This window comes from Algoriphagus halophilus, from assembly GCF_900129785.1.
GTDB classification, from domain to species: domain Bacteria; phylum Bacteroidota; class Bacteroidia; order Cytophagales; family Cyclobacteriaceae; genus Algoriphagus; species Algoriphagus halophilus.
The window spans coordinates 1,246,726-1,271,583 of sequence record NZ_FSRC01000001.1; the positions used below are offsets into that span (position 1 = coordinate 1,246,726).

At 37.8% G+C, this 24,858-nt stretch carries 20 protein-coding genes and 1 other RNA gene; 10 read left to right on the top strand and 11 right to left on the bottom strand.

The window, feature by feature from the left end:
- Positions 1-16 precede the first annotated feature (16 nt).
- On the top strand, positions 17-1,567 hold the full coding sequence (locus BUR11_RS05315; RefSeq protein ID WP_074223754.1) for a GH3 family domain-containing protein: 1,551 nt from the start codon (positions 17-19) through the stop codon (positions 1,565-1,567).
- Positions 1,564-2,187 (top strand): LysE family translocator, encoded by a 624-nt coding sequence (locus BUR11_RS05320; RefSeq protein ID WP_074223755.1) that lies wholly within the window; start codon positions 1,564-1,566, stop codon positions 2,185-2,187. The genes BUR11_RS05315 and BUR11_RS05320 overlap by 4 nt, the downstream gene beginning before the upstream one ends.
- A gap of 11 nt (positions 2,188-2,198) precedes the next feature.
- Here BUR11_RS05320 and BUR11_RS05325 read toward each other — a convergent pair whose 3' ends face one another.
- The gene (locus BUR11_RS05325; RefSeq protein WP_074223756.1) at positions 2,199-2,591 is read right to left on the bottom strand and encodes a DUF302 domain-containing protein; all 393 of its coding nucleotides are present in this window, start codon (positions 2,589-2,591) and stop codon (positions 2,199-2,201) included.
- A 140-nt stretch (positions 2,592-2,731) separates the two neighbouring features.
- Between BUR11_RS05325 and BUR11_RS05330 the strand changes: the two genes are divergently transcribed.
- Positions 2,732-3,331 carry a DUF6992 family protein gene (locus BUR11_RS05330; RefSeq protein ID WP_074223757.1) on the top strand — a complete coding sequence of 200 codons (600 nt, stop codon included), beginning with the start codon at positions 2,732-2,734 and terminating at the stop codon, positions 3,329-3,331.
- Between the two features lie 28 nt (positions 3,332-3,359).
- On the opposite strand, the gene BUR11_RS05335 is transcribed toward BUR11_RS05330, so the two are convergent.
- Together BUR11_RS05335 and ald are read right to left on the bottom strand one after the other, a co-directional pair.
- Positions 3,360-4,058, bottom strand: coding sequence for a DUF502 domain-containing protein (locus BUR11_RS05335; protein WP_074223758.1), 699 nt, complete (start codon positions 4,056-4,058; stop codon positions 3,360-3,362).
- Between the two features lie 205 nt (positions 4,059-4,263).
- Positions 4,264-5,382, bottom strand: a complete 1,119-nt coding sequence (gene ald / locus BUR11_RS05340) for an alanine dehydrogenase (protein ID WP_074223759.1) — start codon at positions 5,380-5,382, stop codon at positions 4,264-4,266.
- 432 nt (positions 5,383-5,814) lie between these two features.
- Between ald and BUR11_RS05345 the strand changes: the two genes are divergently transcribed.
- Positions 5,815-8,229: an alpha-ketoacid dehydrogenase subunit alpha/beta gene (locus tag BUR11_RS05345; RefSeq protein WP_074223760.1), complete on the top strand. Its 2,415-nt coding sequence runs from the start codon at positions 5,815-5,817 to the stop codon at positions 8,227-8,229.
- 32 nt (positions 8,230-8,261) lie between these two features.
- Here the strand turns inward: BUR11_RS05345 and BUR11_RS05350 are convergent, their stop codons facing one another.
- Complete coding sequence (locus BUR11_RS05350) at positions 8,262-8,933, bottom strand: hypothetical protein (RefSeq protein ID WP_074223761.1); 672 nt, start codon at positions 8,931-8,933, stop codon at positions 8,262-8,264.
- A gap of 66 nt (positions 8,934-8,999) precedes the next feature.
- On the opposite strand from BUR11_RS05350, the gene BUR11_RS05355 reads away from it, so the two are divergent.
- Positions 9,000-9,995 (top strand): long-chain-fatty-acid--protein ligase, encoded by a 996-nt coding sequence (locus BUR11_RS05355; RefSeq protein WP_074223762.1) that lies wholly within the window; start codon positions 9,000-9,002, stop codon positions 9,993-9,995.
- 185 nt (positions 9,996-10,180) lie between these two features.
- On the opposite strand, the gene BUR11_RS05360 is transcribed toward BUR11_RS05355, so the two are convergent.
- Both BUR11_RS05360 and rnpB read right to left on the bottom strand, forming a co-directional pair.
- Entirely contained in the window at positions 10,181-11,338 is a 1,158-nt protein-coding gene (locus BUR11_RS05360; RefSeq protein WP_074223763.1) for a sigma-54-dependent transcriptional regulator, read from the bottom strand.
- Positions 11,339-11,355: 17 nt separating this feature from the next.
- Positions 11,356-11,770: RNase P RNA component class A (rnpB, locus tag BUR11_RS05365), an RNA gene on the bottom strand.
- A 227-nt stretch (positions 11,771-11,997) separates the two neighbouring features.
- Between rnpB and BUR11_RS05370 the strand changes: the two genes are divergently transcribed.
- Both BUR11_RS05370 and BUR11_RS05375 read left to right on the top strand, forming a co-directional pair.
- Positions 11,998-12,471: a DUF4442 domain-containing protein gene (locus BUR11_RS05370; RefSeq protein ID WP_074223764.1), complete on the top strand. Its 474-nt coding sequence runs from the start codon at positions 11,998-12,000 to the stop codon at positions 12,469-12,471.
- A gap of 49 nt (positions 12,472-12,520) precedes the next feature.
- Positions 12,521-13,084 (top strand): DUF3109 family protein, encoded by a 564-nt coding sequence (locus BUR11_RS05375; RefSeq protein ID WP_074223765.1) that lies wholly within the window; start codon positions 12,521-12,523, stop codon positions 13,082-13,084.
- Positions 13,085-13,171: 87 nt separating this feature from the next.
- Here the strand turns inward: BUR11_RS05375 and BUR11_RS05380 are convergent, their stop codons facing one another.
- From BUR11_RS05380 to BUR11_RS05395, 4 genes are all read right to left on the bottom strand, one after another.
- A complete protein-coding gene (locus BUR11_RS05380) occupies positions 13,172-15,457 on the bottom strand; it encodes a S9 family peptidase (RefSeq protein WP_074223766.1) in 2,286 nt (761 codons plus the stop codon).
- A 96-nt stretch (positions 15,458-15,553) separates the two neighbouring features.
- Positions 15,554-16,108, bottom strand: a complete 555-nt coding sequence (locus BUR11_RS05385) for a DUF4287 domain-containing protein (protein WP_074223767.1) — start codon at positions 16,106-16,108, stop codon at positions 15,554-15,556.
- A gap of 11 nt (positions 16,109-16,119) precedes the next feature.
- The gene (locus BUR11_RS05390; RefSeq protein ID WP_074223768.1) at positions 16,120-17,112 is read right to left on the bottom strand and encodes an endonuclease/exonuclease/phosphatase family protein; all 993 of its coding nucleotides are present in this window, start codon (positions 17,110-17,112) and stop codon (positions 16,120-16,122) included.
- 78 nt (positions 17,113-17,190) lie between these two features.
- On the bottom strand, positions 17,191-18,336 hold the full coding sequence (locus tag BUR11_RS05395; RefSeq protein ID WP_074223769.1) for an acyltransferase family protein: 1,146 nt from the start codon (positions 18,334-18,336) through the stop codon (positions 17,191-17,193).
- Positions 18,337-18,460: 124 nt separating this feature from the next.
- Here BUR11_RS05395 and BUR11_RS05400 point away from each other — a divergent pair, with 124 nt between their 5' ends.
- Together BUR11_RS05400 and BUR11_RS05405 are read left to right on the top strand one after the other, a co-directional pair.
- Complete coding sequence (locus tag BUR11_RS05400) at positions 18,461-19,339, top strand: PPK2 family polyphosphate kinase (RefSeq protein WP_074223770.1); 879 nt, start codon at positions 18,461-18,463, stop codon at positions 19,337-19,339.
- A gap of 139 nt (positions 19,340-19,478) precedes the next feature.
- Complete coding sequence (locus BUR11_RS05405) at positions 19,479-20,864, top strand: S8 family peptidase (RefSeq protein ID WP_074223771.1); 1,386 nt, start codon at positions 19,479-19,481, stop codon at positions 20,862-20,864.
- A 197-nt stretch (positions 20,865-21,061) separates the two neighbouring features.
- On the opposite strand, the gene BUR11_RS05410 is transcribed toward BUR11_RS05405, so the two are convergent.
- Positions 21,062-23,260: an adenylate/guanylate cyclase domain-containing protein gene (locus BUR11_RS05410; RefSeq protein ID WP_074223772.1), complete on the bottom strand. Its 2,199-nt coding sequence runs from the start codon at positions 23,258-23,260 to the stop codon at positions 21,062-21,064.
- 319 nt (positions 23,261-23,579) lie between these two features.
- Here BUR11_RS05410 and BUR11_RS05415 point away from each other — a divergent pair, with 319 nt between their 5' ends.
- Complete coding sequence (locus tag BUR11_RS05415) at positions 23,580-24,842, top strand: S8 family peptidase (protein ID WP_074223773.1); 1,263 nt, start codon at positions 23,580-23,582, stop codon at positions 24,840-24,842.
- Positions 24,843-24,858 lie beyond the last annotated feature (16 nt).

Consider the following 24,858-nt stretch of genomic DNA (forward strand, 5'->3'; position numbering starts at 1 on the left):
GGCCTAAAACAAAGATATGGCGATCATCAGTACTTTACTAAAACGAGGTATTCGTCTGAGAGAAAGTTTGGAACAAGAATATTCTAAACCTCTTGAATTACAGAAAAATACGCTTCGAAAACTTTTGATAAAAGCGAATCATACTCTGATCTCTTCGAAATATGATTTCCCCTCTATTTTGAAAAGCTTCAAAAAAGGAGATGATGAGTTTTACCAATTATACAAAGCTCAAGTTCCTATTTATGATTACAATAAAATTCATGCCGAGTGGTGGCATTTGTTGCAGGAAGGAAAGCAGAATGTTACTTGGCCCGGAAAAGTTAAATACTTCGCCTTGAGTAGTGGTACATCTGGAGCAACTTCTAAGTTTATTCCTGTTACCAGGGATATGGTAAAAGCAATTCGGAAAACTGGAGTCAGACAAATTTTATCTTTATCCAAATATGATCTTCCAGATGCTTTGTTTTCCAAAGGGATTTTGATGTTGGGAGGAAGTACGGATTTGGAATTCAATGGTACTTATTTTTCGGGTGATTTGAGTGGGATTACTGCAGGAAAACTTCCGATTTGGTTTCAGCGCTTTTATAGACCAGGAAAAGAAATTTCCAGAAATAAAAATTGGGGGGATAAGTTGGATCAAATTGTTGAGAAAGCTCCTAAATGGGACATAGGGATCATTGTAGGGGTGCCTGCTTGGTTACAAATCCTGCTTGAAAAAATTATAGAGCGGTATCAACTGAAGACTATTCATGATATATGGCCCAATCTGCAGATTTTTGTCCATGGAGGAGTATCCTTTGAACCATATAAGAAGGGTTTTGAAAAGCTTTTAGCTAAGCCTATCATTTACATTGAGACTTATTTGGCATCTGAAGGGTTCATTGCCTTTCAGGCATTGCCAAATAGAAAATCCATGAGATTGGTATTGAACAATGGCATATTTCATGAGTTTGTGCCTTTTAATGAAGATAATTTTGATGAGGAAGGAAATATCAAAGAGCATGCAATGACTTTGAAAATTGATGAAGTGGAGGAAGGAAATGATTATGCTTTACTAATCAGTACCTGCGCGGGAGCTTGGCGCTATTTAATTGGAGATGTGGTAAGGTTTGTTTCCAAAGAAGAATCTGAAATCATTATCACTGGAAGAACGAAGCATTATTTAAGCCTATGTGGAGAACACATGTCCGTAGATAATATGAACAAAGCAATTGAATTAGCTTCTGAAGATTTGAATATCAATGTAAGGGAGTTTACAGTCTTAGGAGTTCCTCATGATAATTTGTTTGGCCATCATTGGTTTATAGGGAGTAGTGACGAAGCTGATCCTGTTGTTTTTAGAGAAGCACTTGACTCACATTTAAAGAAATTGAATGATGATTATGCTGTGGAAAGAAGGCATGCCCTCAAAGAAGTGATGGTTGATATTTTGCCATCCTCTCTATTCTATGAATGGATGAAAAAACAAGGAAAAGAAGGTGGACAAAATAAATTTCCAAGGGTATTGAAAGGGGAGAAGGCTACCAGTTGGCAAGAATTTTTAAAATCTAAAAATGCCATTTCATGATTGCATCATTGATGGAAGGAATCAGTATGGGATTACTCCTTTCAGTCATGGTGGGGCCTGTTTTTTTTACGCTTATTCAAAGTAGTCTAACTCAAGGGTTCAGATATGCTGCTGTTCTTGCTTTTGGAATTTTGTGTAGTGATACATTCTATGTATTGATCACTTACCTTGGTATCAAATTTATAGCCGAAGCTACTTATTTTGAAGAAGTATTAGGATACGTTGGAGGGGCGATTTTAATCGGATTTGGGTTGGCTTCTTTGATTCGGAAAAATACAAACCGTCCCAACTCAGGAGGGATTAACATTCCTGAAGTGAAAAAGAGATCAGCATTTATCAAAGGGTTTAGCATTAATGGGGTCAACCCATTTGTCTTATTGTTTTGGATTTCAATTGCAAGTATTGTTCAATTGAAGGAAAACGGATCTAACTGGGATATTTGGCTTTATTATTCCGGAATCTTAGGCACAGTTTTCCTGATTGATTTATTAAAATCTTATATCGCTAAAAAGCTTTCTCATTTAGTGACCCCAAACATGATGAGAATCATGAATAAAGGGGTCGGAGTGATCATGATAGGCTTTGGCCTACGAATGTTGGTGTATGCCTGGAATGTCTGATAGACCTAAAATTAGCTCAGGCCATTTAAGGCACGCATTAATTTTTCTCTAACCTCTACGGCAAATCCTTCTATTTCTGGATTTTTTACCACGCTCATAGCGGTTGATGGATCCATCAGGGATACATCGTATTTATTTTTTTCTGTTTCTCGGATGACCACATTGCAGGGTAGTAGTGTGGCGATCTGTGGCTCTATAGACAGGACTTTATCTGCAAAAACGGGATTACATGCACCTAGAATTAGGAAAGGTGGATAGGATTTATCCAATTTCTTTTTCATGGTAGCCTGGATGTCGATCTCTGTCAAAATCCCAAATCCCTCATTTTTAAGTTTTTCTTCAATTTGTTCACGAACTTCCTGAATGGATTTCGCCTCTACTTGTTTGGATTGATAATAATTCATAATGATTTAATTTTAATTCCTTAAGTTAAGTTGATTCTTCCTTCCAGTCTGTGCTTATGATCACATAAAGGGTTAGGGGGTAGGCTTGGGATTTGTTGTGTTTATAATGAACAACTACTTTATTCTACTGTTTATTTACCATGAAATATATCTACTTTTTTTTCGTGGCTTCGATGGTCTTGTTAATTCATTCAGAAGCATTTTCTCAGGAAATTCCAGCCTTAGGTTCCTATAATGAAACTAGGGTTCAATACAATGAATCAGGAATGATCATTCTGGGAGCATGGGCTTTAGGCAACATGGTTTGGGGAGGAATTGGAGCCAGTAATACATCCGGTCAGACGAAAGCATTTCACCAGATGAATCTATATTGGAATTCGGTCAATTTAATCATTGCAGGGATAGGGTACTGGCAGGCAACACGAGAATTACCAAGTGCCGATTTATTTGAAACCATGAATTCACAGACTAGTATAGAAAAGATTCTATTGGTAAATGCTGCATTGGATATAGCATATATGGCAGGTGGGATTTATTTAAAAGAACGTGGGTTCAGGCTTTCAAAGGATAAGTTCGTGGGGTTCGGAAAATCAATTATACTTCAAGGTGCTTTCCTATTTACCTTTGATGCTTTGATGTATACTTTTCATGCGACTCATTCCAAAGAGTTGCCAGCATTTTTTGAACAAGTATCGTTTCAGCCTGCTGGACTAACCTTGTCTATTCCTTTAACTCACTAAACTCAACTATTCAGGTCTGCACGAGGGTTTAATCAGTCGGGAAATCCGGATCCAACTGTTTTTTAGATTCTTCAGAGCAGGAGCTAACAAAGCTTTTTCCAGCGGAGGCAATCAGGTCACAAGTCCCTGTTCCCATTCCCATGATCGTACGCATCGCATCTTGAGTACTTGAATTCAAAAAAGTGATTTTTGATTTCGGAACGTGGTATATATTTCCGTTGGTGGGGTTGGGGGCAGTCGGTACAAAAATCGTATATAACTCATCATTGATTTGATCAGTTATGAATCCAGTCATCATGGTTCCTGAATTGAAAGGATCTATTAATACAACTTCAGAAAATGGGAGTTTTTTAAGCCCCACAAATTGATAAACTGTCTGATGGATTAGGCTATACAGGGGCACTTTGGTCAAGTATTTTTTTTCAAAGCGGGTGAAATAAACCTTTCCTACTTTGTGACGGATCAACGCTCCTATGATAAATATAAAAAGCACCAATATTCCAATGGAAAGAAAGTTGATCAACCAATGTGGTTCATCTGTTCCGGGGTCAAGAATAGAGCTAATGGGGGCAACTAACTTGAAGATAAAATTGAATGAGAAAGAAAGAAGGATCAATACGATCGATAAAGGTAGTAAAATCAGAAAGCCTTGGAATAAGGTGTCTAATAGGTATCCTCTTTCAGGTTTGTTGCTGATGTTTTCTGATGAATTGATTACGGAGTCCATTTTGTGATAGGTTATTAATTGTTATTAGTCAATGAATTAATCTATAAATTCATGCCATCATCCCATGGACCAAAAGGAAGAGGTTTTCAATTAAATTCCTGTGTAGCCCATGGATATAATTGGGGATTTTTTGCCTCCATTAATTTTTTGTCAAAAAAAATCCCTCCTGTTTTCACAAGAGGGATTCATTGGATATATGTAAGAGTTAATCAGCCAAGTATTTAACTACTGGAGTATAATCCATATCGAATGCTTCTGCAACTGCTTGATAAACGATATCGCCATTGATCACATTTAAGCCAGGAACCAATTCTGGGTTTTCCTGAGCTGCTTTTTTCCATCCTTTATCTGCAAGTTGAATTGCATAAGGAAGGGTAGCATTGGTCAATGCAAGAGTAGAAGTATAAGGTACAGCTCCTGGCATGTTTGCTACACAATAATGAACAACGTCATCAATGATATAAGTTGGATCTTGGTGAGTAGTAGGCTTACAAGTTTCGATACATCCACCTTGATCTACAGCCACGTCAACAAGTACAGTGCCTGGTTGCATTTCTTTTAGCATGTCTTTGGTGATCAAATGCGGAGCTTTAGCACCAGGAATCAACACAGCACCAATGATCAAATCATGATTTTTGATCATTTTTCTGATGTTGTATTCATTCGACATCATGGTCTTTACATTCGCTGGCATTACATCAGCAAGGTATCTCATTCTAGGAAGTGACACATCCATGATCGTGACATCAGCACCTAATCCTGCAGCCATCCAAGCTGCTTGAGTACCTACGATTCCACCACCTAAAATCAAGACCTTAGCAGGTAAAACTCCAGGAACGCCACCTAATAGAATGCCTCTTCCTTTCAAAGGTTTTTCAAGGTAGTTTGCTCCTTTTTGAACTGCCATTCTACCTGCCACCTCTGACATCGGAATTAATAGGGGTAAGCTTCTGTCTGCTTTTTCCACTGTTTCGTAGGCAAGACAAACAGAACCACTTTCAACCATTGCTTTGGTTAAAGGTTCGTAAGATGCAAAGTGGAAATAGGTAAATAATAATTGATCCTTTTTGATGAGCTTATATTCAGGTTCAATAGGCTCTTTTACCTTCATGATCATTTCGGCAATTTCATACGTTGCCTCGATGGTAGGAAGTATGTTTGCTCCTGCTTCTACATAGGATTCATCTGAAAAACCAGATCCTTCACCAGCTGTATGTTGTACGTATACAGTGTGGCCTCTTTTAACCAATTCTTTTGCACCTGCAGGAGTGAGGGCTACTCGATTTTCGTTGTTTTTAATTTCCTTTGGAACACCTATAATCATGATAGATATATTTGGATTTGTATATATTACCACAAAGATACTAAGCAAAAACAAACTGAAAAGTCCCACAGCAAATAGTATTTGGTGTGATTTGGAAAATCTTAAAAAATCAGAACATTGTTTTGTTAATAGATTTTATCGTTAGAATAATTTTAAAGAAAAGCGTTTAGACAAGTTTAATTTGGAAATTTTTTTTCAGGTTCATCATTTGCTATATTCTAGAACTTAAACTGTTGAAAAACAGATTTTTGAATTGTTATTTTTTTAGGAAAAGAATAATATTTTGTTTTTTCTTATTAAATCAGGTTTGATCCAAATTTTTGTTGGAAAAATATTGTCTTAGAAATTTGGAAAAAATATGGAATTGGCTATTTTTGGAGTATCCTTATTAGAAGTAAAAATCTGCCCAAAATAATTTTAGATAAATAGTTTATGCCAGAAGTACAACCCATAAGAAAAACCGAAATATCTCCAGACCTATCGAAAGATGCTATCCTTGAGGACTTTAGGGTTGCGCTTTTGAGTAGGCAAGCCTCCCTGGTAGGGAGAAAAGAAGTATTTATGGGGAAAGCTAAGTTTGGGATTTTTGGAGATGGTAAAGAGTTGGCTCAAATTGCCATGGCTCGGGCTTTCCAAATTGGCGATTTCCGATCTGGTTATTATAGGGATCAGACCTTTATGATGGCAATTGGTGAATTGACTGTTCAGCAGTACTTTTCACAGTTATATGCTCATACCAATGTGGAGATGGAACCTGCTAGTGCCGGTAGGTTGATGAATGGTCATTTTGCGACTCGTTCCCTTCATGAAGATGGAAGCTGGAAGGAGTTGACCAAGATGTATAATTCTGCTGCAGATATTTCTCCTACAGCTGCCCAAATGCCAAAACTTTTAGGATTAGCATATGCATCCAAATTATTTAGGGAAAATAAAGGCTTAAAAAGCTTTACAGATTTATCTATCAATGGAAATGAGGTGGCTTGGGGTACGATAGGTAACGCATCTACATCCGAGGGGATTTTCTTTGAAGCGATCAATGCTGCCGGTGTGATGCAGGTTCCCATGGTAATTTCTATTTGGGATGATGCTTACGGAATTTCCGTACCACAAGAATATCATACCACGAAAGGCAGTATTTCAGATGCACTTTCTGGTTTTGAAAGAACTGATTCACAGAAAGGCTTTGAGATAATTAAAGTGAAGGGATGGGATTACGAAGGCTTGATGCACGCGTTTTTTAATGCGGGTAAAATCGCAAGAGAAGATCATGTTCCTGTGTTGATTCATGTAGAAGAAATGACTCAACCCCAAGGACACTCTACCTCGGGATCCCATGAACGGTACAAATCTGCCGAGCGATTGAAATGGGAAAAGGAATGGGATTGTATTGATAAATTCAGAGAGTATATCCTTTCATCCAAAATCGCCACTCCTGAAACCTTAGATAAGATTGAGGCTCAGGTAAAAGCAGATGTTAAAAAACAAAAAGAAACTGCATGGCAGGAATTTTCTAAAGAGATCAAGGCAGAACTTCAAGAAGCTATCTCTTTAATTAAAGGAGCTGCAGCGCATAGTACAAGAAAAGTGATTTTAACCCAGATGGCAGATGAGCTTTCTAGGACGATTAACCCAATCAGAAAAGACGTTATCTCCACTGTAAGAAAAGCGCTTTTAACCCTGCGTTTTGATTCCAATGAAGCCAAGAATGAGTTAAAATCTTGGTATAAGGAGCAAACAAAAAAGAATCATGATCGATACAATAGCCATTTGTATAGTGAGTCAAAATGGAGTGTCCAGAATATTGAGGAGGTTAAACCAGCGTACGATGAAAAATCTATTCTGGTAGATGGAAGAGAAGTACTTCAGAAGTATTTTGATTATACACTCGAACATAACCCTAAGTTTTTTGCCTTTGGAGAAGATGTAGGAAAAATAGGAGATGTAAACCAGGCTTTTGCGGGGTTGCAAGCCAAGCATGGTGAATTAAGGGTGTCTGATACCAGTATTAGAGAGGCAACGATTGTAGGCCAAGGGATTGGTACGGCATTAAGAGGATTAAGGCCAGTTGCAGAAATTCAGTATATCGATTATTTGTTATATGGTCTACAAATGCTTTCTGATGATTTGGCCTGTCTTCAATATCGAACCAAAGGAGGTCAAAAAGCGCCTTTAATCATTAGAACAAGAGGGCATCGATTAGAGGGAGTTTGGCATTCTGGTTCCCCAATGGGAATGATTTTATCAACACTTCGGGGAATGGTGGTATGTGTTCCAAGAGACATGACCCAAGCAGCTGGAATGTATTCTACTTTATTGAAGTCTGATGAGCCTGCTATTGTGGTAGAATGTCTCAATGGCTATCGGTTAAAAGAAAAATTGCCTGCCAATTTAGGCGAGTATACCGTGCCTTTGGGTAAACCTGAGGTACTCAGAGAAGGAAAAGATATTACCATTGTCACCTATGGTTCGATGTGTAGAATTGTACTCGAGGCCGCCGGTGAGTTAATTGAACTTGGGATAGATGTAGAAGTGATTGATGTGCAGACGCTTTTACCATTCGATACCCATGGGGTAATAGGAGATTCCATTAAGAAAACTAATCGAGTGATTTTTGCTGATGAGGATGTTCCGGGAGGTGCTTCAGCTTACATGATGCAGCAAGTAATAGAAGGTCAAGAAGTATTTCGGTATTTGGATTCTGAGCCATTGACGATAGCGGCCAAAGCACATAGACCTGCTTATTCCTCGGATGGAGATTATTTTTCAAAACCAAGTTTAGAAGATATAGTCGAAAAAGTTTATGCAGTCATGAACGAAGTAGATCCGAAATCATTCCCCGCATTATAAAAAATGAAGCCCTTCGATTTGAAGGGCTTTTTTTAATCTTTTGTGATGGTACTTAAAGTGACATCGGGGCTCGTCACTTCATTACTTTTATTCAACGCTCTGTCTTGAATCTGAAGTTCTACCCTTAGGGTATCTGTTCGAAAGATGGATTGCCACCCAGAGGAAAGCATGGCATACCGAATATTTCCCTCAATTGCCTGAGTTTGATCATTATTCAATATCCTAGGGAAGCGACCATTAAACGTAGTGTAAAAAGGAGGGTCTTGCCATTTAAACTCGGTGTATTGTCCATTTCTTTTCACAAAGAACTTTACGTAAATATTGTATTGATTAGGGTTTTGAACTACCCAAATGGTGTCTTTCACAATAGCATTATTGATAATCGGATCAATCACCCAATCAATAGGGTTATAAGTAGGAGCTTCAGGAGGCCTTGTAGAGTATGTAATTAATTCACCTACATTATTTCGTTGGTATTCCACCGCATTAAAGGGGGGGGTGATTTCTGTAGCTCCCAGTCCTAAGTCTCCTTCTGCATCTTTAAAGTTTACGGATACGATCAGAGAATCTGGCCCAGAAGTAGGGATATATTCAATGGAGGAAAATTCAATTTCAGGTGTACTTGGGAAATTATCAGGTGAGTTGACACAAGAAAAACTTGCTACAGCTAAAAAGAATATTCCTGAATAGTTTTTGAAACGCATAGGGCGAAAGTAAATTTACATCCAAGTTGAACAGTTCCATTATTGGACTTTGCAAAATATAAAACGATGCAGGATTTTAAAAGTTTTTCAGAAGTCATAAAGAATTTAAAATCTGAGGACTTTGACTCTACAGCATTAGAGCTTTTTCGATTTCAGGCATCGGAAAACCAAATCTATAAAAAATACCTTGAAGCGCGTCACATTAAAGTTGAAGACGTGAATCAATTGGAAGACATTCCTTTTTTACCCATACGGTTTTTCAAGGATCATCCCATAGTTTCAGGAGATTTGACTCAGTATCCCGACTTTTTTTCCAGTAGTGGAACGACGGGAATGATTACCAGTAAACATTATTTTTGGTCTGAGTCTTGGTATTTGAATCATGCCCAATCAATTTTTGAAAAGGAATATGGGGGCTTGAGTAATTTTCATGTCTTGGCATTGCTCCCCGCTTATTTGGAAAGAAAAGGAAGCAGTTTGGTCAGTATGGCCAATTTCTTCATTGAACAAAGTGGATCCGAACATTCTGGTTTTTATTTATATAATCAAGATGAATTGCTGGATAAGCTTCGATTGCTTCAACATTCCCCTAAAAAAGTATTGCTGTTGGGAGTGACCTTCGCACTCTTGGATTTAGCTGAATCTGAAAAGGAGTTTCCAACAATGGAAAATTTGATAGTTATGGAAACTGGGGGAATGAAAGGAAGAAGAAAGGAAATGATAAGGGAAGAAGTTCATGAGATATTGAAGCCCTATTTTGGAGTTAAAACGATTCACTCTGAATATGGAATGACCGAATTGATGTCTCAGGCTTATTCAAAAGGGGAGGGGAAATATACCTTGCCCACCACCATGCGCGTTATGTTAAGGGATGTGAACGATCCGTATTCTTGGAGTACAAAAAGTCAAGGAGGGATAAATGTCATTGATTTGGCAAATTTCCATTCCTGTGCATTCTTGGAAACCCAGGATTTGGGAAGTTTTGATGAACATGGATACCTCCAAGTTTTGGGGAGGTTTGACAATAGTGAAATCAGGGGGTGTAATCTTCTGGTTCAGTAATTGCTATCTTAAGAATAATTAAACATATTTGATCAGCATAAAATCTCAACTATGAAAAAATTAGCAACAATCGCATTATTAGTAGGAGTATTGGCCCTTGGAGCATGTGCCTCCAGTAAACCTTGTCCAGCTTACGCAAAAGCCCCTACTACTGAAAAACCGAATAGTTAAAAAAAATGCTGACCCTAATAGTCAGCATATTTTTTTATATCCTCTAGGCTTATCTCGGGTTCCCCCAGAATCACAAGTCTTTCAATAACATTTCTAAGTTCTCTGATATTCCCTGTCCATGGGAATTCCTGTAATTTTTTCAGGGCACTGTCAGAAATAGTTTTACTTGCATCTCCATTTTCGGAGGCAATATCGCCGAGGAATTTCTCGACAAGTAGTGGAATATCTTCTTTTCTATCCTTCAGGGCCGGAACTTGAATCAGAATCACACTTAATCGATGGTATAAATCTTCCCTGAATTTACCTTCCTTGATTTCCTGTTTTAAATCCTTATTGGTTGCAGCTAGTACTCGCACATCCACTTTAATGTCCTTGTCACTACCTACTCGGTTGATCAGGTTTTCTTGAAGGGCCCTTAAAACTTTGGATTGAGCGGATAGGGACATGTCTCCAATTTCATCTAGAAATAGGGTGCCGCCTTGAGCCTGTTCAAATTTACCTTGCCGCTGTTTATGTGCAGAAGTGAAAGCTCCCTTCTCGTGACCAAATAGTTCGCTTTCAATTAATTCTGAAGGAATTGCAGCACAATTAACTGCCACAAATGGATTGGAAGATCTGTTGCTCTTTGCATGAACCCAGTGTGCCACTAACTCTTTTCCTGTTCCGTTTGGTCCGGTAATCAAAACCCTAGCATCGGTCGGAGCTACTTTTTCAATGGTTTCTTTTACCAGTTTAATGGCAGGGGATTCTCCCACCATATCCAGTTTTTTGGAAAGTTTCTTTTTTAAGACTTTGGTTTCTGTGACAAGATTCTTTTTATCAAGAGCATTGCGTACAGTAAGTAAAAGTCTGTTTAAATCCGGGGGTTTTGGAATGAAGTCAAAAGCACCTTTTTTGGTGGCTTCTACGGCAGTTTCAATACTTCCGTGTGCAGAAATCATAATAAACTGAGGAGCTTTTTCCAAAGCTTTTGCTTGATCAAGCACTTCTATTCCATCCATTTTTGGCATTTTGACATCACAAAGCACCAAATCAAAGTCTTCCTCAGTTAATTTTTTAAGTCCTTCCGCACCATCTTGTGCTTCAGATACATCAAACTTTTCGTATTCTAAAATTTCGCGTAATGTAGCGCGGATGACTTTTTCGTCATCAATAATCAAGATTTTTGACATGTCTCTAATATAAAAGAAAAAAGTGCAAGTCTATAAGCCGGGTTCTGTTTCCTTTTGATTAAAATCAGAAAGAATTCTTGTCATTTATCTAGCCCTGACCTTGCGGTCAGGATCTATCGATCTACCCACCTCGGAATCCCGTAAATACGAGAATCGTACGAGCAGCACTTTGCCCGAGGCCTATTTGATCTTTCAACCCATAAGGTTTGCCATGCCCCTGACATCACTGCCAAGGCGGTGGGCTCTTACTCCACCTTTTCACCCTTACCCAATCCGACGAATCGGAAATAGGCGGTATATTTTCTGCGGCACTTTCTGTAAACTGACCGTCTCCAGTCAGCCCCCTTCCCGTTAGGAAGTATGGAGCTCTACGTTGCCCGGACTTTCCTCTTCCCTGATATTAATCAAGGCAGCGACAAGACGACTTGCACGACGTAAAGTACGGAATTTTATACCAGAAGGGTTTCATCTCTTTGTTAAATGGTTGGTAATAAAAATTTAACTGAGGAAACATCTTCTATTTTTATTAATTATTGAACAATTCAAGAACTTGATGGTTTGTAGATTGATAAGCTATAAAATAGCTGATTTTCATAGTGCTGGGTTGAACCGCTCAAATTGGGCGGTTCTTTTCGTTTATATTCCTGTAACTTTTAGGAATGAACGAAAGCAATGGATTTAAAAAATTGATTCGTGCCATCAATTGGTATCCTCCCTATCTTTTTTCAGGCATCAAAGTGGTCGACTATGCTCCGGATTTCCGGATGTTTAAGGTGAGGTTGAAACTTACATGGTATAATAGAAATTTAATTGGGACAGCATTTGGAGGCTCCTTATACTCCATGTGCGACCCATTCTTTATGTTTATTTTACTGACCAATCTTGGGAAAGAATATATTGTTTGGGATAAATATGCTCATATAGAATTTGTTAAACCGGGTAAGGGGACTGTTTTTGCAATTTTTTCAATGACGGAGGAAGAGATTAATCAGGTGAGGAATATTGTCGATGAGCAGGGGAAGCATGTTTTCGAGTTTCCTTGTGAAGTAAAAGATGCCCATGGAAATTTAATAGCAAGATTGAAAAAGGGGGTATATGTGAAAAAGAAGGACCTTCAAAAGCCAAATTCCTAAACTCATTTTCCAATGCATTGCTTACCTTTGATGAGAAAATTTACCAGTTATGATTTTAGTAGGAAATGCGGTTCTTTCTGATGATATCAAAGAGAACTTTTTTGTCTGTGACTTGGAAGCTTGTAAAGGTGCATGCTGTGTGGAAGGAGATGCAGGTGCTCCATTGGAAGATGAGGAAACTAAAATCATTGAGGATATTTATCCCATTGTCAAAGATTATATCACAGAAGAGGGGAGAAAGGTCATTGAGGCTCAGGGAACTTGGGTGATTGATAAAGATGGCGATAAAGGAACGCCTACCATAGGAGATAACCGAGAGTGTGCCTATGCATTGTACGATGAGCGAGGGATTTTAAAATGCGGGATCGAACAGGCTTATTTGGACGGGAAAATATCCTGGAAAAAGCCGATTAGTTGTCATATGTATCCTATTCGTATTACTAAGTACGATGAGTTTGACGCACTTAATTACGACCGTTGGCATATTTGTGACCCTGCTTGCCAATTGGGGTCAAGTTTGAAAGTTCCTATCTATAAATTTTTAAAAGATGCTTTGATCCGAAAATATGGAGAAGCATGGTATGAGGAATTGGTAAAAGAAATCGAAGGATAATTTGACTTTATATTAGGAAAGAAAGTTTCGAATTGGAAGTCATGGAATCACCCGTCATTCCAATTCGAAACCTCAGGTAGTTGAGCTCTAATCTGTTTTTAGTTGGTAGTGCCTGATCGGTTCCTCACCTAGCAAGTGTTCAATAAAATAATCCCAGCGTTTTTTGGTGAAATAATCTCCATTAGTCCTGCCGAAACTGTGATTTCTACTCGGCCAAATAAACAGATCGAAATCCTTGCCTGCATTGATTAAGGCCTCCGCTAGTTTGAAGGTTGCTGAAGGGTTGACATTTTCATCGATCCCTCCATGGGCCAGTAACAAATGCCCTTTCAAGTTAGCAGCATTGGTGACATTGGATTGCTCATGGTAGAAATCCCCCACAGGGTATCCCATATACATTTCAGGCCACCAGGCCTTTTCCATTCGATGATCATGATCACCAGCAGAAGCAACCCCTACTTTATAAAAATCAGGATGTAATAACATGGCTCTGCCTGCATCATACCCACCTGCAGAATGACCAAATATTCCCACTTTTTCTACATCCATAAATGAGTTTTTGCTTGCCAACTCTTTAATGGCCAATACATGGTCTGTCGTGCCATCTCCAAGATTATTATAGGAAACATCGTTGAAAGCTTTTCCTCTTCCATGGGTTCCAAGTCCATCTACGGTCACCACAATAAATCCAAGTTCAGCCATGGGTTGTTGAAGCCCTATGAGACCTGCCCGAAAGGTTTTTGGAGTAATGTCAATATGGGGGCCGGTGTAAGTATAGTCTACAATAGGATATTTTTTCTTCGCTGAAAAAGTGGTGGGTAAATAATAGATACCATAAATGGTGGTTTTGCCGTCTTTGGCAGTAGCAGTAAACTGCTTAGGGCTTTGATACCCCCTTTTTAATAGGTTGGAGATATCTGCTTTTGAAATCTCATGGACGATATTACCTGTTTCTAACTCCCTCACCACTGAGACTGTAGGTTCATTTACCGTGGAATAATTATCTACAAAATACTTACTACCTCCAGAATACGAAATATCATGAAATGATTTCTCAGGGGTTAAAAGCTGCAGACCCGTCCCATCAAAATTGACCTTGTAAACAAAGGAGTAATACGGATTTACATTGTTATCTACCCCTGCTGCCTCAAAATAGATTACCTCCTTTTCTTCATCAATCGAAAGCAGGTTTTTTACTACATAATCTCCATTGGTAATTCTATTGACCAACTTTCCAGATGCCCAATCCATTAAGTAAAGCTGGTTCCAGCCTGATTTTTCTGTTCCTAGGATGAATTGCCCATTATCCAATCTTCGGAAAATATTATTGTTGTTGATATGGGTTGGTGAGGATTCAGAATACACCTTTCGGATTTTAGTGGTTTCCGCATTGATCTCAATCAAGTCAAAAGCTTTGAAGCCCCGATGTAAATAAGTCCCGAATAAATACTTGCCATCCGGGTTCCAATTGAAGTACATACCAATAAAATGAGGAGAGGTGAATTCCGTGAATTTGGTGGATTGTTTGGACTCTATATCAAATAGCACTGGGGTATAGGTCACCACAGTAGTATCCCCTGGGGAGCCTCGATAATAACCTTTTAGCTGAGGACGAAACTTATCATCCTGACTATTGTCCAAAAGCAACATTTTCTCAGCTAATCTCAGGTCTACTATTTGAGTTTGTATTCTTTTTGAATCAGGAGACCAGTTGACCGTAAAGTGTTCAGGTCTTTCTCCATCCTCTCCATAGATCAGATCAGACCATCCCCAAAAGGAAGCATATTCATAATCTTTCTTACCATCAAAGCTTAATTGTATCTCTTCTCCGGTTTCTAGATTTTCGACAAATAAGTTGAAGTTTTCGGTGTAAGCTTTCCAATTCCCATCGGGGGAAATAGAGCGGTCCCTTGTTTCGGAATCTTCCAATCTTTTAAATTCGAGTTTTTCTTCCCGGTATGTCCAGGTTTTGTTTTGCCATTGAAAACTCAATGAATTGTCTTGATTGAAAGAGATTCGATTAAAAGGGAGGTTACGATCATCAATGGGTTCACCGGATTTCTCTTCTAGCAACTCTGCAAGCCTTGTATGATCAAAGGCCTCAACTGTCTTTTTTTCGGATATATCCGTCAAGAAAAACCTTTTTCCATCTTGGGTATGGGTTAAATGCCAAAAGCTGGTCTTTCCTTCCAGCCAATTTGGGTTTACATCCAAGTGGTAAACCTCCCTTTGAATATTATTACTTAGAAAGTATTCGGCTTTATGGTAGGTTTCTTCGGTGATTTGAGAAAATGCACTATTCCCAAGCAATGCCACAAAAGCTAGCAAGAATAAGTACTTTTTAGTGGGGTTTGGACGAAATGAAGGAAGCATAAATTAAGCGTGTTTTATAGATATCAAGGTAGAACCTAAAATCTAGAGAAACCCTTCAGAAATTGATAAATAGTAATCCTATTTTATAAATGGTTTTTAACCAGCTGCATCGTAAGCCTTTTTTAACCAGTTAATTACTTCTTTTGAATATTGCTCTTCCGGATTGACTACGATTCTATGGCTTACCATTCCACTAGATTTAGTATCTAATTCAAGCATGCCAGTGGGTTCTTGGCCTTTGAGATTGATTCCAATGTCAAACCGGTTTTTCGTAGCAGGAATTAACATTGCAAATTGTTTCTTTCTCCTGACGCTCACATAGGCATTCTTTGGAGCAAATTCAATGTCGTTTCCAAAGGTTTTAATTTCAACCTTTAATTTTTCAAATAGCGGTAAAAGGTGTTCTTTTCCCTTGTATTGTTTGGAAATCAACTCATCCGATCCACTGGCAGATCCTGCATCGGATTTCAAGGTTTTGTGAGCGACTAGGTTGGCAAAACCATGGGTAAACCCATGATCACTTTTTAAGAACTTGAGGATTTCACCATGTTTTGAAAAATTTTCTTTTTTGACAATGGATACCCATTCATCCAGGCTTTTTCCTGTGTTTTTTTGAAGGTTATCCATCATGGTTTGTGCTGCTTGGTCCATTGTACTAGGTATTAAAATTCGATTTCAGATACTATTGGAAAGTGATCCGAAGCATTTTTCAATTGAGTTTTCACGCTTTGAATCAAATTGTCATCTTTTTCCAGGTAGGGATTCCAAACTTTTCCATGGAGCACTTGGATTCCTTGACTGACTAAAATGTGGTCAATCAGTACATTGACTTGATCTCCTGTAATTCGGTCTTTGAATCTACTCGAATTGGGAGTCCATCCATAAGAGTTTAATTTGGGTTTAGGCAAAACAGATTTTAGGATGAATTCTGGATGCCAAGTATCTCCAAGCAGAAGTTCAACCGCTGATTTGCTGAACTTATTTTCGTAAAAGTCCAGTTCAAATCCATCATTAATATCGCCCATGACCATGACTTGTTGTCCTTTCTCCAAATATTCATCACAGCGCTGGCGAATGGACATACATTCTGCAAATAACTTGAGGCGGTCCCGTTGGGAAATTTGTTCAAACCTTGCATAGTCTACCATATCAAAGATTCCTTTAGATTTAGTATGAGCAATAATTACCCTTGTAAATAGCGTGTCATCTAACCCTAAAATGCTAAGTTCTAACGGGGGCCTATAGTGTTTATATTGCTCTTTGATAAGTCTATTTAGGGTGTCCACTACGAAGGGTTCATCAAACCTCTTTCCTTCTTTTACCTCTGGGGTAAAAAGTACATTTATTTTGTCTGGATTATATAAGGCACATAGTTCCTGTTGACCAGGTGAGGGGAAACCGTGTATTCCCTTTAGGTTTTTTTGAGGAAGAAACGCCTGAACCCATGCTTCCAATTGGAGGCTAGCTGTTTTGGAAAGGTTGACTAATGTGTTCGGACCCTCTACAATACCTAAAAAATCAGGATCCATGGCTTCAATGACCGCTGCTAACTGCTGACTTCGTTCTCCCTCTTTTCCAGTGGTGGTTGGATTTCCTTCAGGATCAAAGAGTTCCCTCATCCATTCCACATTGTAAACTCCAATTTTTAATTTCATAAAAAATCCCTGTTTAATTAAAAAGCAGGGATAATTTACAAAATTCAGAATATAGAATACAAATTCGTTGCAATTACTTTAAACCTTGATGTAGATGCGTTTTTTGTCCATCCAAAGTCCTATGATCCAGATCAAAAGCATATAGCTGAACGCAAAAAAGAACGAAGCATTTTTAGGGCTTAACCAGCTGGTAAACAAATTTTGATAGATCGTGGACCTTAAACTGATTTCCCCGATAGGAATCATTCCAAAAAGAGTGATTACTAATCCGGATGCGACATACAATATCAATGGGTTTCTTCCAAAAACTTCAAAAAAGTAAGTCCAGTTATTTACTTTTTTCAACTCTATAATGTATACCAAAACAGCCAAAATCAACATATCAATTCCCACAGTCAATAATACATAGGAGCTGGTCCAAATTTTTTTGTTGATCGGGAAAACGAGGTCCCAGATATATGCTGCAGCTATCAGTACCGCTCCACCAATCAGTAGTTTTTTGATAGTTTCCATGCCATTCCCCAATTGCTGGATCAACCTCCCAACGAGGTAACCAGCGATCACATTCACAATGGCTGGAAGAGTACTTAAAATTCCCTCTGGATCGAATGGAATTCCTTCTCCACCATACATTCTCTCAGCACCAATCCAAGATAGGTCCAATTGGATGGCAGCATTTCCTGTCAATCCATAGGGATCTGCTGGATCACCGAAAATATACATGATGGCCCAATAGCCCAGTAAGGCAATTGCGCTAAAAATCCAGCCTAGTCTAATCCCTCCAATATATAAGATGATGGCTGCAAAGAAATAGCTAAGGGCAATTCTCTGAAGAACCCCAAATAATCTCACTTCAGTAAGCTTGATAAAATTGAACCCACCGTTCTCTGTCAGTTCATAAAAAGGGAATGCATTTAATAGCCAGCCTATTAAAAAGATCAAAAGAGCCCGCTTGCCTACTTTTTTAAAGAAATTCTTGGCAGACATGTCCTGTAGCTTTTTCATGGAAAAGCTCATGGCATTTCCTACTACAAATAGAAATGTTGGGAAAACCAGGTCGGTAGGGGTGAAACCATGCCATTTGGCATGTGCTAAAGGAGCATACAAATTTGACCAATCACCCGCGGTGTTCACAATGATCATAAAGGCGATGGTCATGCCACGTAAAACATCTAATGCTAGATACCGATTGCTTAAGATTCCTGTATCTTGTTTTAAAGTCATAATTAAGGTTTGGTCGTTTGGGTTTAAACTTAAAAAAAATGGAGGAAGTATTCCTGCCTCAATTTAAAATATTATCTTGGATTAAGGCCTTCAGCCAATTTTTTATTGAATTAAAATTCTCCTTATGAAAAATATAGATTCTGAAAAGTTTAAAGTGGTTACTCCTATTGAGCTTCATAAAATTTCAACATCTTATGATTTGGAAACTTCAGAAAAGAAGAAATCAAAAAAGCTGAATGAGTTTCGAGAGGAATTAAGTGAACATCAAGACATCATGTATGCTCACAGCAAATATTCGGTATTGATCTGTTTGCAGGGGATGGATACCGCTGGGAAGGATAGTTTAATCAGAGAGGTTTTCAAAGAATTCAATCCTCGTGGAGTAGTAGTTCATAGTTTTAAAACTCCTACCTCCAATGAATTAAAGCATGATTATTTGTGGAGACATTACATTGCGTTGCCAGATCGAGGGAAATATGCTGTATTTAATCGAACGCATTATGAAAACGTATTGGTAACCCGAGTGCATCCTGAATATATTCTGGGAGAGCATCTCCCCGGCATAAACTCAGTAGAAGATATTACTCCGGATTTTTGGGAAAATAGATTTGAGCAAATCAATAATTTTGAAAATCATATTAGCCAAAATGGAGTGATCATCTTAAAGTTTTTCTTGCACTTAGGTAAAGAGGAGCAAAGGCAACGATTGCTTAGGAGACTAGATAAGAAGAAACATAATTGGAAATTCTCGCCGGGAGATTTGAAAGAAAGAGGCTATTGGGAGAAATATCAAGAATACTACGAAGAAGCGATCAATAGGACCTCCAAGCCCCATGCCCCATGGTATGTTATTCCTGCTGATAATAAAGAAACTGCCAGAGTTCTGGTTGCCAAGACTATTTTAGATGAAGTGACCCGATATAAGGATATTAAAGAGCCTGAATTAGAAGAATCAATTGAAGAAAATATCCATCTATACAGGGAAGAACTTCAGAAAGAATAAGGTTTTGTAGTTATTAAAATGCTGGTTAAATAAACGTAATTGTGATATTTAAATAGGATTATTTTTAAATAACGTTGATTTTTTTTAACTTAAAATACTTTTAATGAGTTGATTTTTAATAGGTTAAATTTTTGTTGTTATGAGAAGGTTCGCGTATTTTTTTGTTTTTCTGTGTCTAGGTTGGGTTTCATGTTCAAAAAGCACTCTTCCAGTAAATGAAAACGATAAAAACCAAGTTGTTACAGAGCATCTTTACAATTATGAATTAGTATTTACGGATGATGCTGATTTTAAACCATTGTCCAATAACTCCTATTGTGAAATGGGTTTTTCAAGTGAGGGATGCCAAAGTTTGGTAACTAACCTTAAAAATGGTGTTATAGAATTCATAAAATCCATAGACAGTACAATTCAAGTTGATAAAAACCATATAAGGGTTTATTCTGAAGTGTCTGTTTATATGGAAGAACTTACAGCTTCCCAATATGAAAATTTGAACAGGAATTCAGTAGCATTAAATTATTTCAGTAAACAGATTTTTGAATTGCAAATTAGACGGCCAATCATGCAGTCGGACTTTATAGAGCAAACTAGAAAGCCAATCATGCAAGAGCAACTTAGGTATGATTCTTTATCAAAATCAAGTACCATGATTCAGGAAATTGGTGGAGGCCAACCTGGTCTACCTGTTCAAAACCATCGCGTATGGATAGTGGATTCTGGAATTGATAAAAATCACCAGGATTTGAATTTTGAGCCAGCTCAAATAGATTTGTCAGCAGACTTTTCAGTCCCTTCTAGTAACCCGAAAAATGATCCATTTAATGATGAAAATGGACATGGTACATTCATGGCAGGTGTAATAGGAGGTTTGGCATCTTCTGATCCTATTTACCTCAATGGATATGGTGTCAATGGAGTTTATCCAAATGCAAAAATGATCTCTATTAAGATTTTTGATAAAAATGATAATACCAATACTGCCGAAATCGTATCTGCTTTAAATCATATTTTATCAAATTCCATTTCAGGTGATATTGTAAATTTAAGTTGGGGTAGTGATATCCAATTTGGAGATTGTACTGCTCCTCAATATTTAGGAATTCGAACTTTAATTTTAACGCTAGCGAATCAAGGGGTCAAAGTAGTAATGTCAGCTGGAAATAGTTCGAAAGAGTCATTAACTAATTTTCCTGGTTGCATTGATGCTACTAACCCTAACCCGACTATATCCAATATATATACGATCGGATCTGTTGAAATCCCATGTTCTGGAACCTATCTATATTCTAGTTTTTCAGATTATGGTAGACCTACGGTAGATTATTTAGCGCCTGGTGAGGATATTTTTACTACCGCTCTTGGGGGAGAATATGTATTAGTTTCTGGGACTTCTCTTTCTGCGGCAATGTTTTCCGGCATTCTTTATCATAATCAGGGCGTGGGTACATTGACAACAATCAAAAGAGGGGCGGCAACCGGTGATCCAGATCCTGATTATCCTGTAGCTAAAATAGGAAACTGAAATACAAGGAGATGAATGGAATTGTCTTGGCTTTGGGTTGTGGTGTGAGAATGGGGTTTATTATTGACGAAAATGAAAAGTTGAAATAGCAGACCTGATCAAATTTGATGTAAATCGGTCAGGCCTTAGTAAGTATTATGAAGGACCAGCACCCATTTTATAATGTATGTTGGGATCCTTTATTCTTTTTGAAATCGTCAATTTTTTGTCTGAAGCTGAATTTCAGATAAACGTAATTCTTTATTTAGTTCATTATGTTTTTGTGAAATTTCCTTCAAAATTGATTGAAATTTTGAATCACTTCGGTATGCATCAAATATGGGGTTGCTTATGATGTGAAAATCATCTCTGAATCCATAGGCTACTGCTTGATCTAAATAATTTATTGCTCTTGCTTTTCTGTTATTTAAAACTTCTAATTGGGCTAAATCAAATAAAATTACTGGATCTGTACTTAAGGGATTATTGTCGCCCTTTTCTCTAATACTAATGGCATTTTTTATGAGGCTGTCGGCAATTTCAGTTTTTCCTGATTGAAGGTTGGCATAGGCGAGAGGAATTGCTGCTGAGTTAAATGGGTCGTTCAGTATTTCGGGATTTTCAAGTATCGCTTTTTCAAAAAATTCTCTAGATTTTTGGTGCTCACCACTCCAGAATTCAATAAACCCAGCAGTAGAATAAACATAATCTAAATCATGAATAGAATCAGCTAGTATTTCCTCAATAGCTTCAGAAGCTTTTTCTTTATTTCCTTGCTCTAAATATAAATAAGCAATTTGTTCAGAAGTTACTGGATCAAATTTGATGGAATTGGCTTTTTCAAGCCAGTCTAAAGCCAAATCAAAGCGGTTTAAAATTCTATATATCCATCCTGAAATCTGAAATGGAATATAGCTTGTAGGGTTTAGTGTGGAAGATTTTTGTTGCAATAGGAGGGCCTTTGCCAAGTGGCCTTGAATCATATACACAGTTGCTAAATTACCAATGGCTTCACTATAATTGGGTTTGATTGAAATAGCTATTTCAAATGATTTTTTTGCATTGTCTAACTCCCCTAAGTAGTAATATGTGTTTCCCCTAGTTTTATATAGTTCTGCTGAATTTGAATCAATTAACAAGCCCTTTTCACTAACAGAGTTGCTTGAGTCAAACAAGGATAATTGCGCATAGGTATCTGCCAGGCCTGCATAAGCCAGAGTAAAATTTGGATCTATTTCAATTGCTTTCTTGAAATACTCAACTGCTATATTGTAGCTTTCAGGATTATATTCAGAATATTTTTCCTTTGCTTTCAAGTACCATTCATAGGCATCTGGACTTGAAGTCAAAACTTTGCCTATTTCCGCCTCTTCTTTTGCAGATAAAGAAATTCCTAAAACTCTTGAAATCTCTTTTGCAATTTCACTTTGAATTCTCAATAGATCTTGACCACTTCGAGTAAAAGAAGAGGTCCACAGGTTTTTGTTTTCTTCTACATCAATAAACTGGACGTTTACTTTTGTCATATCACCCAAGTATTGAATAGATCCCTTTAAGACAGTGCTGACCTCAAGTATCTCGGCTAAAGAGTCTAAATTTAAATTCGGGTTTCTAATATCCTTAATCGAACCATAAGAGATTACTTTAATGTCGTTTACTTCGGATAATTGACTGATAATTTCTTGGGTAATATCTTTCGAATAAACATCTTGGGATGCTTTAGGATCAACATTGGTAAATGGCAAGACAGCCACGGATTTTTCTTTTTCCCAGGTATAATTGTTCCACAAAAGGGAATAAATTAAGAATAAAAGAATGGTGAGGGTAGAGGCCAAGGCTACCCAGAATTTCCAAGGTTCACGCTCTTGACTTTTTACCTTCTTAATCATATCCGCCCTTTTTGGGGTTGCCAAAGGTGGATTAGTCAGCGCATGGAGTTCTAGTTCTTTCGCGACATTTTTCAGTCGGAATAGGCCTAAATTAATGTGGGTAAACCTGCTGTGATTCGGAAGGTTAGCCAATACATCTGATGAGAATAAAACACAGGAGGGAACTCCGATGCTTTGAATTCTGGATGCAACATTGACCGCATCTCCATAGACGTCTCCATTATCGAGGATAATACCGCCGCAATGAAGACCAATTCTAAGTTCTAGTTCACTTGATTTTCCCCATTCTTTTTGTATTTCCAGACTGGCTTCTAAGGCTTCCTCAGCAGTTTCAAAAATTGCCAAAATCCCATCACCTAATTCTTTGATGATTTTACCCCGATGTTTTTCGAAGACCTCTGAGTGAAGAACCAAATTTTGCTTCATTAATTCGAAGGCATGATCTTCATCTTGACCCATCAAAAGGGTGTATCCGACAATATCAGAAAAGTAGACGATTGAATGTTTCCTATTTAAGACTTGATCCATAAAAAATTACAGAAGTTGGGGGCTTTATAGTTTGCATTTTTCCCAGCTAATTAAACTAAGCGAAATAAAGTGGTATTTGAAATAATAATACGTGATTTATATGGGCTTGTTAAAAGTTTTTTTAAACATTCATTATATGGTTTCATAAATATCAATTTCTGTTGGATCAAATCAGAATTTGGTAATCAATTTATTCTGATTCTTGATATTATTCAAGATACACTAATTTATTTACCATAAAAATGTATTTTGAACAATAAAAAGAGTATTTTGGTATTACTCATTTGAGCCGATTTTGTATTGTTTTAACATCTTCCTTATGAAAAAGTTATTGATTGGATTCTTATTTTTTATGATTTGTCTATCAGGTTATTGTCAAAAAACCTATGTGGTCACCATGAAAGCTTCCTTTGAAGTTCCTGTTTTTGAAAACCGGGCAACCAATTCTGATAGAATCAGGCAATCTGATTTAAACCAAGACAAGAGAAATCAGAAAAAAGTAAGGCTTCAGGAATTCCTTAATAGAAAAGGAATTAGAAATGTGAAAAATCAATTTTTTGACGTAAAAGTAGGCTTTGTTGCACCCTTGACAGACCAAGAGCGAGAAAATCTATTAAATGATCCACAGGTTGAAAGCGTGGACGAAGACATAGAGATTCAAGGTAGGCCGATTATGCAAAGTACACCTGACTCTCAAGGAAGACCAATCATGCAAGGCAGGCCTATCATGCAATCTGATGATATAGAATCTTCATGGCTGTATGATGAAGGAAATAAAGCTAGTTGTGCCATCGCCTTGGTGAACGGTTCAACAGATAGTAATAACCGTAAAGAAAGTATTTGGGTGATAGATACAGGGGTGGATGCCAACCATAGAGATTTGAATGTAAATCAATCTTCCAGACTTGCAATAAGCTTTGTAGATAGTCAACCATTTAATGACATATTGGGACATGGAACTCATGTTGCTGGCTTGGCTGCAGGTAAAGGTTCTGGAAGCTTATCTGCAACTGGAGTGTCCTCAGGAGCAGAAATCATCCCTATTAAAGTGTTTGATAATAATGGAGTAAGTAGTTGGGCTAAGATCCTTTTAGCTTTGGATCATATTGCAAACTATGGTCAACCTGGTGATGTGGTATTAATGAGTTTGGGTAGTTTCGATGTATCCAATTGTGCTACTTCTAACCCAGCATTAACATCGGCTATTATGACAATTGCTGATAGCGGAATGTTTGTAGTAATGTCTGCAGGTAACAACAATGGAAATGCGGCTCAAAATTTACCAGGATGTATCAATGGGCCTAATATCTTTACAGTCGGAGCGTTGGATTTCAGATGTGGTGCTTTAGGAGGAAAGTATGCGGCATCTAACTTTGGTTCTGGGATTGATTATTTTGTACCAGGAGCAAATATCTTTTCAGCTTGGCCAAATCAAAATGGGCAGAATGCCTATCAGGTCATGTCTGGAACCTCTATGTCAGCAGGAATTATGGCAGGAATTGTGCATGCTACACGTGGTGCTCCAAGGTCCTCTGGAACCATTACCATCAATGGAATTAGCTATAAAATAGCATCTAGATAAAAAAGGATCCGGGTTA

Bases quoted from the DNA above. Each gene is read 5' to 3' on its own strand.
- BUR11_RS05350 (WP_074223761.1), bottom strand. From the start codon at position 8,933: ATGCGTTTCAAAAACTATTCAGGAATATTCTTTTTAGCTGTAGCAAGT.
- BUR11_RS05395 (WP_074223769.1), bottom strand. From the start codon at position 18,336: ATGACTTTAAAACAAGATACAGGAATCTTAAGCAATCGGTATCTAGCA.
- BUR11_RS05370 (WP_074223764.1), top strand. From the start codon at position 11,998: ATGAACGAAAGCAATGGATTTAAAAAATTGATTCGTGCCATCAATTGG.
- BUR11_RS05315 (WP_074223754.1), top strand. From the start codon at position 17: ATGGCGATCATCAGTACTTTACTAAAACGAGGTATTCGTCTGAGAGAA.
- BUR11_RS05330 (WP_074223757.1), top strand. From the start codon at position 2,732: ATGAAATATATCTACTTTTTTTTCGTGGCTTCGATGGTCTTGTTAATT.
- BUR11_RS05355 (WP_074223762.1), top strand. From the start codon at position 9,000: ATGCAGGATTTTAAAAGTTTTTCAGAAGTCATAAAGAATTTAAAATCT.
- BUR11_RS05380 (WP_074223766.1), bottom strand. From the start codon at position 15,457: ATGCTTCCTTCATTTCGTCCAAACCCCACTAAAAAGTACTTATTCTTG.
- BUR11_RS05385 (WP_074223767.1), bottom strand. From the start codon at position 16,108: ATGGACCAAGCAGCACAAACCATGATGGATAACCTTCAAAAAAACACA.
- BUR11_RS05410 (WP_074223772.1), bottom strand. From the start codon at position 23,260: ATGGATCAAGTCTTAAATAGGAAACATTCAATCGTCTACTTTTCTGAT.
- BUR11_RS05320 (WP_074223755.1), top strand. From the start codon at position 1,564: ATGATTGCATCATTGATGGAAGGAATCAGTATGGGATTACTCCTTTCA.
- BUR11_RS05325 (WP_074223756.1), bottom strand. From the start codon at position 2,591: ATGAATTATTATCAATCCAAACAAGTAGAGGCGAAATCCATTCAGGAA.
- BUR11_RS05405 (WP_074223771.1), top strand. From the start codon at position 19,479: ATGAGAAGGTTCGCGTATTTTTTTGTTTTTCTGTGTCTAGGTTGGGTT.
- BUR11_RS05375 (WP_074223765.1), top strand. From the start codon at position 12,521: ATGATTTTAGTAGGAAATGCGGTTCTTTCTGATGATATCAAAGAGAAC.
- ald (WP_074223759.1), bottom strand. From the start codon at position 5,382: ATGATTATAGGTGTTCCAAAGGAAATTAAAAACAACGAAAATCGAGTA.
- BUR11_RS05415 (WP_074223773.1), top strand. From the start codon at position 23,580: ATGAAAAAGTTATTGATTGGATTCTTATTTTTTATGATTTGTCTATCA.
- BUR11_RS05360 (WP_074223763.1), bottom strand. From the start codon at position 11,338: ATGTCAAAAATCTTGATTATTGATGACGAAAAAGTCATCCGCGCTACA.
- BUR11_RS05345 (WP_074223760.1), top strand. From the start codon at position 5,815: ATGCCAGAAGTACAACCCATAAGAAAAACCGAAATATCTCCAGACCTA.
- BUR11_RS05400 (WP_074223770.1), top strand. From the start codon at position 18,461: ATGAAAAATATAGATTCTGAAAAGTTTAAAGTGGTTACTCCTATTGAG.
- BUR11_RS05335 (WP_074223758.1), bottom strand. From the start codon at position 4,058: ATGGACTCCGTAATCAATTCATCAGAAAACATCAGCAACAAACCTGAA.
- BUR11_RS05390 (WP_074223768.1), bottom strand. From the start codon at position 17,112: ATGAAATTAAAAATTGGAGTTTACAATGTGGAATGGATGAGGGAACTC.